13 protein-coding genes are annotated in these 13,811 nt (G+C 71.2%); 12 read left to right on the top strand and 1 reads right to left on the bottom strand.

Features of this window, described 5'->3' with window-relative positions:
- Positions 1-21: 21 nt before the first annotated feature.
- From ACIBZJ_RS24855 to ACIBZJ_RS24825, 7 genes are all read left to right on the top strand, one after another.
- Positions 22-1,032 carry a bifunctional riboflavin kinase/FAD synthetase gene (locus ACIBZJ_RS24855; RefSeq protein WP_395933450.1) on the top strand — a complete coding sequence of 337 codons (1,011 nt, stop codon included), beginning with the start codon at positions 22-24 and terminating at the stop codon, positions 1,030-1,032.
- A gap of 163 nt (positions 1,033-1,195) precedes the next feature.
- A complete protein-coding gene (gene rpsO, locus ACIBZJ_RS24850; protein ID WP_395933448.1) occupies positions 1,196-1,465 on the top strand; it encodes a 30S ribosomal protein S15 in 270 nt (89 codons plus the stop codon).
- A gap of 211 nt (positions 1,466-1,676) precedes the next feature.
- Positions 1,677-3,902, top strand: coding sequence for a polyribonucleotide nucleotidyltransferase (locus ACIBZJ_RS24845; protein ID WP_395933446.1), 2,226 nt, complete (start codon positions 1,677-1,679; stop codon positions 3,900-3,902).
- A complete protein-coding gene (locus ACIBZJ_RS24840) occupies positions 3,899-5,257 on the top strand; it encodes a M16 family metallopeptidase (protein WP_395933444.1) in 1,359 nt (452 codons plus the stop codon). The genes ACIBZJ_RS24845 and ACIBZJ_RS24840 overlap by 4 nt, the downstream gene beginning before the upstream one ends.
- A gap of 2 nt (positions 5,258-5,259) precedes the next feature.
- Positions 5,260-6,009: a 4-hydroxy-tetrahydrodipicolinate reductase gene (dapB, locus tag ACIBZJ_RS24835; protein ID WP_395933442.1), complete on the top strand. Its 750-nt coding sequence runs from the start codon at positions 5,260-5,262 to the stop codon at positions 6,007-6,009.
- On the top strand, positions 6,006-6,485 hold the full coding sequence (locus ACIBZJ_RS24830) for a hypothetical protein (RefSeq protein ID WP_395933440.1): 480 nt from the start codon (positions 6,006-6,008) through the stop codon (positions 6,483-6,485). The genes dapB and ACIBZJ_RS24830 overlap by 4 nt, the downstream gene beginning before the upstream one ends.
- A 77-nt stretch (positions 6,486-6,562) precedes the next feature.
- Positions 6,563-6,970: a zf-TFIIB domain-containing protein gene (locus tag ACIBZJ_RS24825; RefSeq protein ID WP_395934085.1), complete on the top strand. Its 408-nt coding sequence runs from the start codon at positions 6,563-6,565 to the stop codon at positions 6,968-6,970.
- A gap of 31 nt (positions 6,971-7,001) precedes the next feature.
- Here the strand turns inward: ACIBZJ_RS24825 and ACIBZJ_RS24820 are convergent, their stop codons facing one another.
- The gene (locus ACIBZJ_RS24820; RefSeq protein WP_395933438.1) at positions 7,002-7,625 is read right to left on the bottom strand and encodes a GNAT family N-acetyltransferase; all 624 of its coding nucleotides are present in this window, start codon (positions 7,623-7,625) and stop codon (positions 7,002-7,004) included.
- Positions 7,626-7,681: 56 nt separating this feature from the next.
- Here ACIBZJ_RS24820 and ACIBZJ_RS24815 point away from each other — a divergent pair, with 56 nt between their 5' ends.
- The 5 genes from ACIBZJ_RS24815 (at position 7,682) to ACIBZJ_RS24795 (ending at position 13,566) form a co-directional block, all read left to right on the top strand.
- A complete protein-coding gene (locus tag ACIBZJ_RS24815) occupies positions 7,682-8,989 on the top strand; it encodes a winged helix-turn-helix domain-containing protein (protein WP_395933436.1) in 1,308 nt (435 codons plus the stop codon).
- A gap of 570 nt (positions 8,990-9,559) precedes the next feature.
- The gene (locus ACIBZJ_RS24810) at positions 9,560-10,114 is read left to right on the top strand and encodes a DUF2752 domain-containing protein (protein ID WP_395933435.1); all 555 of its coding nucleotides are present in this window, start codon (positions 9,560-9,562) and stop codon (positions 10,112-10,114) included.
- A gap of 40 nt (positions 10,115-10,154) precedes the next feature.
- Positions 10,155-10,913: an FAD-dependent thymidylate synthase gene (gene thyX / locus ACIBZJ_RS24805; RefSeq protein WP_395933433.1), complete on the top strand. Its 759-nt coding sequence runs from the start codon at positions 10,155-10,157 to the stop codon at positions 10,911-10,913.
- 44 nt (positions 10,914-10,957) lie between these two features.
- Positions 10,958-11,869: a 4-hydroxy-tetrahydrodipicolinate synthase gene (gene dapA, locus ACIBZJ_RS24800; protein ID WP_395933431.1), complete on the top strand. Its 912-nt coding sequence runs from the start codon at positions 10,958-10,960 to the stop codon at positions 11,867-11,869.
- Entirely contained in the window at positions 11,866-13,566 is a 1,701-nt protein-coding gene (locus ACIBZJ_RS24795; protein WP_395933429.1) for a ribonuclease J, read from the top strand. The genes dapA and ACIBZJ_RS24795 overlap by 4 nt, the downstream gene beginning before the upstream one ends.
- The last annotated feature ends 245 nt before the right edge of the window (positions 13,567-13,811 follow it).

Raw genomic sequence — 13,811 nt, 5'->3', positions numbered from 1 at the left:
GTCGAGGGAAGGCAGGCGGGCGTGCTGCGGTGGCGCGGGCTGGCGGAAAGCGCGCCGGACTGGAACCGGACCGTTGTGACGATCGGCGTCTTCGACGGCGTCCACCGAGGTCATCGGGCCCTGATCGAGGCGACGGTTCGTGAGGCGGCGGCACTCCTACCGGTGCCCCGGCCGTCCGGCGGTGAGCCGCCTGCGGCTCCGCCGGTCGTGGTGGTGACGTTCGATCCGCACCCGGAGGCCGTGCTCCATCCGGAGAAGGCGCCCGACCGGCTGACCACGCTCGACCACCGCGCGGTGCTGATCGAGGGCCTGGCCGCCGACGGTCTGGTCGTCGACGGGCTGTGCACGCTGCCGTTCACCCCCGAGCTGGCCGGGCTGGCTCCGGAGCAGTTCGTCCGCACGGTGATCGTCGAGCACCTGCGGGCGGCGGCGGTCGTCGTCGGAGAGGGCTTCCGGTTCGGGCACCGTGCCGAGGGCGACATCGACCTGCTCCGGGCGCTCGGGGCCGAGTTCGGCTTCACCGTGCGCGCGGTGCCGCTGCTCACCGACGCCGAGGGTGTCGTCTCGAGCAGCCGGATCCGGGCCGAGGTGGAGGTCGGCGATGTCGACCGGGCCGCCGCCGCGCTCGGCCGCCCGCACCGCGTCGAGGGCGTCGTGGTCCGTGGTGACCAGCGCGGACGTGAGCTCGGCTTCCCGACCGCGAACCTCTCGTCGCCGGCCTTCACCTCGGTGCCGGCCGACGGCGTGTACGCCGGTTGGCTGATCCGTGACCCGGCCCGCAAGGCCGGCGACGCCGAGACACCGCTGCCCGCGGCGATCAGCATCGGCACGAATCCGACGTTCGCCGGTGAGCGCGCCCGCCGGGTCGAGGCGTTCATCCTCGACTTCGACGAAGACATCTACGACGAGGCGGTGGCGGTCGACTTCGCGGTCAACCTCCGTCCGACGATCGCGTTCTCGTCCGTCGACGCGCTGATCACCCAGATGGACGCCGACGTCGCCCGGGTGCGAGACCTCCTGCTGGGTGGCTAGCCACGGTTTGCGGGGCGCGTGCCGGCGCGACGCGGCCGCGGGCAGATTCGTCGTTAAACACCCGGGCTGGTAGCGTGGACTTGACGCCGGGTGTATCCGGCGGTGTGCACGCTGCCTCCGTGACAACGACCGGGGGCCACACCGAACAGATTCAGGAGAGTCAGTGGCGCTCGCCGCAGACGTGAAGAAGCAGATCATCGCCGAGTACTCGACGGTGGAGAACGACACCGGCTCCCCGGAGGTCCAGGTTGCGCTGCTTTCCCGGCGCATCAACGACCTGACCGAGCACATGAAGGCCCACAAGCACGACCACCACAGCCGTCGTGGTCTGCTGCTGCTGGTCGGCCGTCGCCGCCGGCTGCTGAACTACCTGGCCAAGACCGAAATCGGTCGCTACCGGACGCTCATCGAGCGCCTCGGCCTGCGCCGCTGACGTCGGCACGGGGAGCGACCCACCGGGGTCGCTCCCCGAATTCGTACTAGGAGTACCGGACGAGTCGCGGATTCCCGCGCGTGCCGGCCGGTCCTCGGTAGTACCCACTTGTGACCTCGGGTCACAAGTCGGTTCGATCGAAGACCGGCACAGATGATGCCGCTCGGGTCCTCCGTATCGCCTGGTACACAAACCAGGAGGATCCAACTACATGTCAGAACACACCGTGACCGAGGTCGTCGCGACCATCGACAACGGCAACCACCCGTCGCGCGAGATCCGGTTCAGCACCGGTCGGTTCGCCCGCCAGGCCGCCGGTTCGGTCACCGCTCAGCTCGGTGACACGCTCGTGCTGTCGGCCACCACGGCGTCCAAGAGCCCGAAGGAGCACTTCGACTTCTTCCCGCTCACGGTCGACGTCGAGGAGCGGATGTACGCCGCGGGCCGCATCCCGGGCTCGTTCTTCCGGCGCGAGGGCCGTCCCAGCGAGGACGCCATCCTCACCTGCCGTCTGATCGACCGTCCGCTGCGCCCGACGTTCGTCAAGGGCCTGCGCAACGAGGTCCAGGTCGTCGTGACGGTCATGTCGCTCGACCCCGACACGCTCTACGACGTTGTCGCGATCAACGCCGCGTCGCTCTCCACCCAGCTCGCCGGCCTGCCGTTCAACGGCCCGATCGGCGCCACCCGGATGGCGTACGTCGGCGGCGACTGGATCGCGTTCCCGACGCACACCGAGCTCGCCACCGCGACCTTCGACATGGTCGTCGCCGGCCGGGTCACCGAGGCGGGCGAGGTCGCGATCATGATGGTCGAGGCCGAGGCCACCGCCGACACGGTCGCGCTGATCGCGGGCGGCGCTCCGGCGCCCACCGAAGACGTGGTCGCCGCCGGTCTGGAGGCCGCCAAGCCGGCCATCCGCAGCCTGGTCGAGGCGCAGGCCGAGGTGGCCGCCAAGGCCGCGAAGCCGACCGGCGAGTTCCCGGTCTTCCTCGACTACCAGGACGACGTCTTCGAGGCCGTCTCCGACGCGGTCGGCACCGAGCTGGACGCCGCGCTGCGGATCGCCCCGAAGCAGGAGCGCGAGACCGAGCTCGACCGGGTCAAGAGCCTGGCCGTCGAGCGGGTCGGCGCGAAGTTCGAGGGTCGCGAGAAGGAGATCGGCGGCGCGCTCAAGGCGCTCACCAAGAAGCTGATCCGCCAGCGCGTCCTGCGTGACAAGGTCCGCATCGACGGTCGTGGCCTCACCGACATCCGGACGCTCTCGGCCGAGGTCGAGATCCTGCCGCGGGTGCACGGCTCGGCGCTGTTCGAGCGCGGCGAGACGCAGATCCTCGGCGTCACGACGCTGAACATGCTCCGGATGGAGCAGCAGCTCGACACGCTCGCGCCCGAGACGCGCAAGCGGTACATGCACAACTACAACTTCCCGCCGTACTCGACCGGTGAGACCGGCCGGGTGGGCTCGCCGAAGCGCCGCGAGATCGGTCACGGCGCGCTGGCCGAGCGGGCGCTGGTGCCGGTGCTGCCCTCGCGCGAGGAGTTCCCCTACGCGATCCGGCAGGTCTCCGAGGCGCTGGGCTCGAACGGCTCGACGTCGATGGGCTCGGTCTGCGCCTCGACGATGTCGCTGCTCAACGCCGGTGTGCCGCTGAAGGCGCCGGTCGCGGGCATCGCGATGGGCCTGATCAGCGACACGGTCGACGGGAAGACCGAGTACGTCGCGCTGACCGACATCCTCGGTGCCGAAGACGCCTACGGCGACATGGACTTCAAGGTCGCCGGCACCAAGGAGTTCGTCACCGCGCTGCAGCTCGACACCAAGCTCGACGGCATCCCGTCCGAGGTGCTCGCGGGCGCGCTCACCCAGGCCAAGGACGCCCGGCTGACCATCCTCGAGGTGATGGCCGAGGCGATCGACGGTCCGGACGAGATGAGCCCGTTCGCGCCGCGCGTCACCACGGTGACGATCCCGGTCGACAAGATCGGCGCGGTCATCGGCCCCAAGGGCCAGATGATCAACTCGATCCAGGACGACACCGGCGCCGACATCACGATCGAGGACGACGGCACGATCTACGTCGGTGCGTCCGACGGTCCGTCGGCCCAGGCCGCGGTCGACCGCATCAACGCGATCGCGAACCCGACGATGCCGAAGATCGGCGAGCGTTACCTCGGCACGGTCGTCAAGACCGCCGCGTTCGGGGCGTTCGTCTCGCTGGTCCCGGGCAAGGACGGCCTGGTCCACATCTCGAAGCTCGGCAACGGGAAGCGGATCGGCAAGGTGGAAGACGTCGTCAAGGTCGGCGACAAGATCCAGGTCGAGATCACCGACATCGACGCCCGCGGCAAGATCAGCCTCGTGCCGGTGAAGGACGAGGCGGCCGCCGCGGCTGCTCCGGCCGCCGAGGCCGCACCGGCTGAGACGCCTGCGTGACGTCTGGCTCCCGCGAAGAACGGTACGGCGGCACCGTCCGCCGTACCGTTCTGCCGAACGGCCTCCGGGTCGTGACCGAGGCGCTGCCGGCAGTGCGCAGCGTCTCGTTCGGCGTCTGGGTGGGCATCGGCAGCCGGGACGAGACGCCCCGGCTGGCCGGTGCCTCGCACTTTCTCGAGCACCTGCTGTTCAAGGGCACCCGCCGGCGGAGTGCCTGGGACATCTCGGCCGAGATCGAGGCCGTGGGCGGCGACACCAACGCGTTCACCGCGAAGGAATACACCTGCTATTACGCGCGGGTGCTCGACCGCGATCTTCCGCTGGCCGTGGACGTCGTCTGCGACATGCTCACGTCGTCCCAGGTGACGTCGTCCGACCTGGAGGTCGAGCGGCAGGTGATCCTGGAAGAGATCGCGATGCACGACGACGAGCCCGGTGACGTCGTCCACGATCTGTTCACGACCGGCCTCTACGGAGACCACCCGCTCGGGCGGCCGGTGATCGGCACGACCGAGTCGATCACCGCGATGAAACGCGACCAGGTGGCCGGCTTCTACCGGCGTCGCTACACGCCGCCGCAACTCGTCGTGTCCGCGGCCGGAAACCTCGATCACGACGAGGTCGTCCGGCTGGTGTCGGCGGCGTTCGCCGGCGGCCCCGACGCGGAGCCGAGCGCGCCCCGGCGGGGCCCGGCGGTGCGTCCCGAGCGGCCGGCGCTGGCCGTGCGGGCGAAGGAGACCGAGCAGGCGCACCTGGTGCTCGGTGTCCCGGCGCTGGACCGGCACGACGAGCGGCGGTTCGCGCTCGGCGTCCTCGACCAGGCTCTCGGCGGTGGCATGAGCAGCCGGTTGTTCCAGGAGATCCGCGAGCAGCGGGGCCTGGCCTACTCGGTCTACTCCTACGACACCCAGTACGCCGACGCCGGACTGTTCGCGGTCTACGCCGGGTGCACCCCGGCGCGGGCGCACGACGTCCTCGAGTTGATGCGGATCGAACTCGACCGCGTGGCCGCGGCCGGTCTCACCGACGAGGAGGTCAGCCGGGGCAAGGGCATGCTGCGCGGCGCGACCGTGCTCGGCCTGGAGGACACCGGCTCCCGGATGAGCCGGATCGGCAAGGCCGAACTGGTCTACGGCGACATCCTCTCGATCGACGACGTGCTCGCCCGCATCGACGCGGTCACCCCGGACGACATCCGGGCGCTGTCCGCCGAGTTGTTCCGCGGTCCGCTCTCGCTCGGCGTCGTCGGGCCGTTCGCCGAGAGCGACTTCGAGGGGTTCGACCTGCGCGGCGGTTCCACCGGGCCCGCGTGGGCCGCACGACGGGTCACCAGTTCTCCGGAGGGACGGGCGTAGACGTGGGAGCGACACGGGTCGGCGTGATCGGTGCGCAGGGACGGATGGGTGCCGAGACGGTGCGCGCGGTCGGCGCCGCCTCCGATCTGGAGCTGGTGGCTTCGATCGGATCCTCGGACCCGCTCGACGCGCTCGCCGAGGCCGGCGCTCAGGTCGTGGTCGAGTTCACCCGGCCCGACGTCGTGATGCACAACGTCCAGTGGTGCGTCGAGCGTGGTCTGCACGTGGTGACCGGCACGACCGGGTTCACGCCCGACCGCCTCGAGACGCTGCGCGGCCTGCTGGCGTCCGCCCCGGGGGTGGGGGTGGCGGTGGTGCCGAACTTCGCGCTCGGCGCGGTGTTGATGATGCGGTTCGCGGAGACCGCGGCCCGCTACTTCGAGTCGGTCGAGATCGTCGAGATGCACCACCCGCAGAAGGTCGACGCGCCGAGCGGAACGGCTCGGCTGACCGCGGAGCGGATCGCCGCGGCGCGCGCGGCGGCGGGCCTCGGCCCGGTGCCGGACGCGACGACGGACCAGATCGCCGGTGCACGCGGGGCGTCGATCGACGGGATCCCGGTGCACTCGGTCCGGGCCCGCGGGCTGGTCGCGCACCAGGAGGTGCTGTTCGGCGCGGCGGGGGAGACGCTGACCGTCCGCCACGACTCGTTCGACCGGGCGTCGTTCATGCCCGGCGTGCTGCTCGCGGTGCGGGGCGTGGTCGACCGGCCGGGGCTGACGGTCGGGCTCGATCCGTTCCTCGACACGTGAGGATCAAACTGACCGTGGCCGTACTGGTCGCGGTGCTGGCGGTGTACCTGCTGCTGGCGATCGACCGCGCGATCGTCCTGGTGCGTACCGGAGACCTGGTGCTGGTCGGGCTCGGCGCGGCGATGTTCGCGCTGCCGGTGCTGGGCGGGTGGCTGGTCTGGCTCGAGATCCGGTTCGGACGCGACGCGCAGCGGCTGGCCGACGAACTCGCGGCCGAGGGCGGTCTGCCGGTCGACGACCTGCCCCGCCGTCCGTCCGGCCGCCCGGTGCGGGAGGCCGCGGACGAGCGGTTCCAGGAGCGCAGGACCGAAGTGGAGGCCGACCCGGAGGACTGGCGTCGCTGGTTCCGGCTCAGCCTCGCCTACGACGACGCCGGTGACCGTCGCCGGGCCCGCTCGGCGCTCCGGAAGGCGATTGCGCTGCACGGCACGGGTGGAGTGACGTCCGGGGATGCGCGTACCGGGCAGAATCGGTAGGGAACCGGTCACAGTGTTCGGGCGTTGACCGGGGAACAGACGCCAGCGAGACCGACCAGGAGGTTCCTGCGGTGACCATGATCTGTCCGAAGTGCCAGGCACCGATGCGACAGTACGAACGGGCCGGCGTCACGATCGATCAGTGCAGTGAGTGCCGGGGGATCTTCCTCGACCGGGGTGAGCTCGAGCGGCTCGTCGACGCGGAAGACAAGTACGGTCGCGGTGGGCAGCAGTCGCATCAGGCTCCGCCGACGCCGGGGTACCCGTCGCACGGCGCCGCGCCGCAGTACCCGTCGCACGGTGCTCCGGGGTATCCGCCGGCGGCGCCCGGCTACGGCCAGCCCGCGTACGGCCAGCCCGCTTACCCGACGAGCCACGGATCGCCCGGCTCCCACGGGTCTTACGGCGCGTACGGCCATCACGGCCACCGGCGTCACCGGGGGCACCGCCGCAAGAAGTCCCTGTTCGACGACCTGTTCGGGTGAGCGTGCTCGGGCCTGGTGCCCGGGCCTTGGTTCAGCTCTGGTCGAGTTCGGTGACCAGGCGGAGTTCGGGGACGTCGACGCCGTTCATGTCGAGGACCCGGCCTACGCCGTCGGGGGCCCAGCCGGTGGATTCCAGCAACGAGCGGGTGGCCTGATCGGCGTCGAGTGACCAGATCACGGCGCGGGTGAACCCGTCGGCCCGACCGACATCGGCCACGGCAGCGAGCAAGCGGCTGCCGTGGCCGCGTCGTCCCCAGCGGGGTTCGACCAGTAGCGCGCTGACGACGAGTGTGGTGGCGTCCCAGTCGGCCGGGTCTTCGGGGGCGGGCGGGGTCGGCGGGTTATCGGGGGTGGCCGGGGTGGGGGTTTCTTCGGAGGCGTAGCCGGGACCGACCAGGTCCTCGCCGGTGGCCGGGCCGGTCGCGGCGAACCCGACCGTGGTGTCGCCCTCGTAGGCGACCAGCACGTGGTGCCGTGGGGTCGGCGGCTCGAGGATGGCCGACCGCCACTGCGCCGCCACCTCGTCCTCGTCCAGCGCGTCGAGTACGGCGACCGGAACGACCTGCGCATACGCGGTGCGCCAAGTGGTGAGCTGGACCCGTGCGACGGCAACGGCATCGTCCGGCTTCGCCGGTCGGACAAACGCATCGACCATGGCGCGCAGCCTACGGGCGGCCGGTTCTGTCGGAGGGGGCGGGCAGACTGGGCGACGTGGAGAGAACGCCGGAAAGCCTGTCCGCGGCCGACGCACGCCGGGCCGCGCTGGCCGCGCAGGGCTTCGCCGATCCGCCCCCGGCCGGTGTGCCCGGGGGCCGGGCCGTGCGCCGGGTGCTCGATCGGGTGGGGCTGTTCCAGATCGACTCGGTGAACGTCCTCGTCCGCTCGCACTACCTACCGCTCTTCAGCCGCCTCGGCGCCTACCCGCCCGAGCAGCTCGAGAAGCTCGCCTACCGGCAGCCCCGCCGCGTCTTCGAGTACTGGGCGCACGAGGCCTCGCTGCTCCCGGTCGAGGTCCAGCCGCTACTGCGCTGGCGGATGGAAGACGCGCACGAGAAAGCCTGGGGCGGCATGCGGCGCATCGCCGCCGAGAACCCCGGGCTCGTCGCCAAGGTGAAGTCGACGCTCGAGGAACGCGGGCCGATGACGGCGGGGCAGCTCGAGGCCGAGAACGGGCCGCGAGCGCCGCGATCGGGCCCGTGGTGGGATTGGCGGGAGAGCAAGCTCGCGCTGGAGTACCTGTTCTGGGCCGGCGAGGTCAGCACCGTCGACCGGCGGAACTTCGAGCGCCGCTACGACGTCACCGAGCGCGTCCTGCCGCCCGACGTCCTCGCCACTCCGACGCCCGACCGGCCGACCGCGTTCCGCGAGCTGATCCGTCTCTCGGCCCGCTGCCTGGGCGTGGCGACCGAGCCCGATCTGCGCGACTACTACCGGCTCAAACCCCACCAGTCCAAGCCCGCCGTCGCCGAGCTGGTCGAGGAGGGCGCGCTGATCCCGGTCCAGGTCGAGGGCTGGCGTGACGTCGCCTACCTGGCCGCCGGCGCGCGCATCCCGCGCCGCGTGGGGGCGACGGCGCTGCTCTCGCCGTTCGACTCGCTGGTGTGGTTCCGGCCGCGGACCGAGCGGATGTTCGGTTTCCGGTACCGGCTGGAGATCTACACGCCCGCGGCCCAGCGGGTGCACGGCTACTACGTCCTGCCGTTCCTGTTCCGCGGTCAGCTCGTCGGCCGGGTAGACCTCAAAGCCGACCGCGCGGCCGGCGTCCTCCGCGTCCAGGGCGCCTTCGGCGAGCCCGTCGTCCGCCCCGGACCTCTCGCGCCGCCCGGCGAGGCTCCAGCCGGTCGGAGCGCCTCGACCTCGGGCGCGGCCGCCCGCCGCAGGCAGTTCGCCGCCGACGCCGCGGACGCACTGGCCGGAGAGCTACGAGCGCTGGCGGAATGGCTCGGTCTCGACGCGGTGGAGGTAGTCCAGAACGGCGATCTGGCCGCTCCGCTCACGTCAGCCCTACTGGCTCCCTGATCGGCTCCCCCACGGTGAGCGCGGGGGGCTGGGTGGGGAGGGCCGGGCGCGTCGGCCGGGCCGAGCGCGTCGGCCGGGCCGAGCGCGTCGGCCGGGCCGGGCCGGGGTGGGCCGGCTGGGGTGGGCCGGGCCGCGTGAGCCCGGGCCGCGCGTGAGCCGGGCTGCGTAGGCCGGGGCTGGCCGGGCCGCGTGGGCCGCGTGGGCCGGGCCGGGGTGGGCCGGGAGGCGGCCTGTTTAGCCTGGTCCCGGGGTGTCGCGTGGCACCCGCGGGGGCTGCGCGTCGGTCACTTCGCGCCGGCTCCTGCGGCTTCCTGAGGCGGGCCTCCAGATCGGGTTCCCGCGGTCGGGCGCCCGCAGCGTCGGACTGCTCGCCGTACCCGACCGCTGGCCGTGCCGGGCCGCTGACCGCATGGAGCAGCCGGTCGCCCGCCGCTTGCGCCGGGCTGAGCCGCGCCGGGCTGAGCCGCGCCGGGCCGGGTCGGCTGCCCTTGTTGTCCGGAGGGCGACGACGGCCGGTCGGGTCTCGCGGGCCGCGTGTATCGTCGCGTCAGAGCGATCGGAGGAGAACGGATGCTCGAGCAGGCTGGAGCGCCCGGGCCGCTGGCAGCGGCCGGTGGACCCGTCCCACACCCCGAGAGCGGCACCCACGAGCACGACCAGACTTGGTCGTACGTGCCGGCGAACCGCTTCGAGCGGATCATCCACGCCGCCTGGACCAGGCCTTCGTGGCTCGCGCCGCTGGCGGTCCTCGGGTGCGTCGGCGCCGCCTGCACGTACGTGCTGCAGAACGACCCGACCGACAGTCAGCTGGATCCGCTCGGCCCGTGCGCGTTCAAGCTGCTCACCGGGCTCGACTGCCCGGGCTGCGGCGGCACCCGCATGGTCTGGTACCTGCTGCACGGCAACATCGCGCAGGCCGCACGATTCCACATCGTCGCGCTGGTGGCGGTTCCGATCCTCGCCTGGGCCTACATCGTCTGGACGGCGAAGCGGGTCGCCGGCATCACGCTGCCGAGCAAGCGCATCCCGCTGATCGCGGTCTTCGGATACCTCCTTTTCTGGGTGGTTTTCGCCGTGTTGCGCAACCTCCCGTGGGCCCCATTCGACTGGTTCTTCGTATCCTGACCTGCGCACCCCGCCCCAAAACGCAGCAAGGAGACCCCCTGTGGCCGAGATCGTGCCCCTGTCTGTCCGCGCGATCGCCTGGACGCACTTCGAACCGCCGGCCGACGTCCCCTGGGAGACCGACGCCGACGGCGGGGAAGCACTCGCGGAATTCGCGGGCCGCGCGTGCTACCAGTCCTGGAGCAAGCCCAATCCGGCCACCGCGACGAACGCCGGGTACCTGCGCCACATCCTCGACGTGGGCCATCTCTCGGTGCTCGAGCACGGCAGCGTCACGTTCTACCTCACCGGCGTCTCCCGGTCGCTCACCCACGAGCTGATCCGTCACCGGCACTTCTCGTACTCGCAGCTCTCCCAGCGCTACGTCCCCGAGCGCGACGCGGCCATGGTCGAGCCCGACATCATCAAGAACGACCCCGAGCTGCACGAGGCGTTCGCCCAGGCCGCCGAGGCCAGTGTCGCGGCCTACACGACGCTGCTCGAGGGCCTCGAGAAGAAGTTCGCCGAGGAAGGCGCCACCAACCGCACGCTGGCCCGCAAGCAGGCCCGCCAGGCCGCCCGGGCCGTGCTCCCGAACGCCACCGAGACCCGGATCGTCGTCACCGGCAATTACCGCGCCTGGCGGCACTTCATCGCGATGCGGGCCACCGAGCACGCCGACGTCGAGATCCGCGCGCTCGCCGTGGCGTGTCTGCGCGAACTGCAGCGGATCGCCGCGAACGCGTTTGCCGACTTCACGATCGACGCTCTCCCTGACGGCACAGAAGTTGCAACCAGCCCACTGGTCACGGAGGGCTGAGTCCCCCGACGCAGTACGGCCGCCGGGACGGTAGCGTGAGCAGCATGAGCGCCGATCCACGGCGGCCGTTCGGCCGCGTTCTCACCGCCATGGTCACGCCGTTCGCGGCGGACGGGTCGCTCGATCTGAAAGGCGCCCAGAAGGTCGCCGAGCACCTGGTCGACGTGGGCGGCAACGACGGCCTGATCGTCAACGGCACCACCGGCGAGGCCCCGACGATGACCGACGCCGAGAAGGAATCGGTGCTCCGGGCCGTCATCGAGGCCGTCGGTGATCGCGCGACGATCGTGGCCGGGGCCGGCAACAACGACACCCACCACTCGATCGAGCTCGTCCGCACGGCCGAGAAGGCCGGGGCGGATGGCGTCCTCATCGTTTCTCCGTACTACAACAAGCCGCCGCAGGCGGGTCTGGTCCGGCACGTCCGGACGCTCGCGGACGCGAGTGACCTGCCGGTGATGCTGTACGACATCCCGCACCGCACCGGGGTCGCGTTCGCGACCGAGACGCTGATCGAGCTCGCGCAGCACCCGCGCGTGGTGGCGGTGAAGGACGCGAAGGGCGACCTGGCCGCGAGCGCCGAGGTGCTGGCCGGGTCCGACCTCGCGTACTACAGCGGCGACGACGTCCTCACGCTGCCGCTGCTGTCGATCGGCGCGGTCGGCGTCGTGAGCGTCACCGGTCATCTGGTGGCCCGCCGCATCCGCGAGATGATCGACGCGTTCGAGCGCGGCGACGTCGCGACCGCCACGGCGTTGCACCACGCGATGCTGCCGGTCGACGTCGGGGTGTTCCGCACCCAGGCCGCGATTCTGACGAAGGCCGCCTACAACATCCTCGGCCTGCCCGGCGGATCGGTTCGATCGCCGCTGGTAGACGCCACCCCTGAGCAAATCGAAACACTCCGGGCCGACCTCGCCCGTGGCGGTGTCGAGCTCGGCAAGGAGGCTGCATGACCACCCCACCGTCCGCGTCCGCCGCGGAGCTGGGCCCGCCACCACCGCTACCGGCGGGAGGGTTGCGCGTACTGCCGCTCGGCGGTCTCGGCGCGATCGGCCGGAACATGACGGTGTTCGAGTCCGACGGGCGGCTGCTCGTCGTCGACTGCGGTGTGCTGTTCCCGGAGGCCGATCAGCCCGGCGTCGACCTGATCCTGCCCGACTTCACGCCGATCGCCGACCGGCTGAACGACATCGAGGCGATCGTCCTCACGCACGGGCACGAAGACCACATCGGTGGTGTTCCGTATCTCCTGCGGCTCAAGCCCGACATCCCGCTGGTCGGTTCGCGGTTCACGCTGGCGCTGATCGAGGCGAAGCTGCGTGAGCACCGCATCGAGCCGTACAGCCTGACCGTCCGTGAAGGCCAGGCCGAGCAGCTCGGCCCGTTCGGCTGCGAGTTCTTCGCGGTCAACCACTCGATTCCGGACGCGCTCGCGGTCGCGATCCGCACGCAGGCCGGCACGGTGCTGCACACTGGTGACTTCAAGATGGACCAGCTGCCGCTCGACGGCCGGCTCACCGACCTCGGCGGCTTCTTCCGCCTCGGCCGGGAGGGCGTCGACCTGCTGCTGTCCGACTCGACGAACGCCGAGGTGCCGGGCTTCGTGACGTCGGAGCGGGAAATCGGGCCGGTGCTCGACGACCTGTTCCGGGCCGCGACCAAGCGCATCATCGTGGCGAGCTTCGCGTCGCACGTGCATCGCGTCCAGCAGGTGCTGGACGCCGCCCAGGCGCACGGCCGGAAGGTCGCGTTCGTCGGACGCTCGATGGTCCGCAACATGGGCGTCGCGCGCGACCTCAAGTTGCTCCGCATCCCCGAGGGGCTGGTCGTGTCGCTCGACGACGCGTCCAACCTGCCGCCGACCCAGGTCGTCTTCATGTCGACCGGGTCCCAGGGCGAACCGATGAGCGCCCTGGGCCGCATGGCCTCCCGCGACCACCGGCACATCACGATCGAACCCGGCGATACGATCATCCTGGCGTCTTCGCTGGTTCCCGGTAACGAGAGTGCGGTCTACCGGGTCATCAACGGGCTCGCCCGCTGGGGAGCCAACGTCATCCACAAGGAGATCGCGAAGGTCCACGTCTCCGGGCATGCGCCGGCCGGTGAGCTGTTGTACCTGCTCAACGCGGTCAAGCCGCGCAACTTCATGCCGGTGCACGGCGAGTGGCGGCACCTGCAGGCGCACGCCCGGCTCGGAGCCAAGACCGGCGTGCCGGCCAACCGCATCGTGCTCTGCGCTGACGGGGACGTCGTCGACCTGGTCGACGGCGTCGCGAAGATCACCGGGCACGTCGACAACCACTACGTCTACGTGGACGGCCTGGCGGTCGGCGACGTCGGCGAGGCCGCGCTGACCGAGCGGCGGATCCTCGGCGACGAGGGCTTCATCGCGGTGACGGTGGTGGTCGACGAGGCGACCGGCAAGGTGGTCGGTGGCCCGTTCGTCGCGGCCCGCGGCTTCGCCGACGACCCGTCGTCGTTCGACCCGGTGCTTCCGCTGATCGAGCAGGCGCTGGACGCCGCCGCGGCCGATGGGGTCATCGAACCGCGGCAGCTCCAGCAGACCGTGCGGCGAACCGTGGGGCGCTGGGTGTCCGACACCTATCGGCGCCGCCCGATGATCGTGCCAACGGTCCTCGAGGTCTGAGAACCGCTAGTAGCGGCGGCCCTTCAACCGGTTGGAAAGCTTACGGAGCTTCTGCTGGTTGGAGGGCTTTGCCATCTCCCGCTGGGCCTGAGCGATCAGGCGTTGTCCCTTCGGGGTCCGGGCAAACGCGCGGAGACGGTTCATGATGGACGCCATCGCTGTCCTTTCCTGGTGGCAGAGTCTTCCGGGTGGCGAGCATTCCTCTCCCAGGGAACAACGGTCGTACAACCAGTAATCGTTCCGGG

This window comes from Cryptosporangium sp. NPDC051539 (genome assembly GCF_044454545.1).
GTDB lineage: Bacteria > Actinomycetota > Actinomycetes > Mycobacteriales > Cryptosporangiaceae > Cryptosporangium.
This window is presented reverse-complemented; position numbering and strand designations above follow the sequence as displayed.

Excerpts from the sequence above, each read along its gene's own strand:
- ACIBZJ_RS24820 (WP_395933438.1), bottom strand. The coding sequence starts at position 7,625 with ATGGTCGATGCGTTTGTCCGACCGGCGAAGCCGGACGATGCCGTTGCC.
- ACIBZJ_RS24845 (WP_395933446.1), top strand. The coding sequence starts at position 1,677 with ATGTCAGAACACACCGTGACCGAGGTCGTCGCGACCATCGACAACGGC.
- ACIBZJ_RS24795 (WP_395933429.1), top strand. The coding sequence starts at position 11,866 with ATGACCACCCCACCGTCCGCGTCCGCCGCGGAGCTGGGCCCGCCACCA.
- dapA (WP_395933431.1), top strand. The coding sequence starts at position 10,958 with ATGAGCGCCGATCCACGGCGGCCGTTCGGCCGCGTTCTCACCGCCATG.
- ACIBZJ_RS24825 (WP_395934085.1), top strand. The coding sequence starts at position 6,563 with ATGATCTGTCCGAAGTGCCAGGCACCGATGCGACAGTACGAACGGGCC.
- ACIBZJ_RS24810 (WP_395933435.1), top strand. The coding sequence starts at position 9,560 with ATGCTCGAGCAGGCTGGAGCGCCCGGGCCGCTGGCAGCGGCCGGTGGA.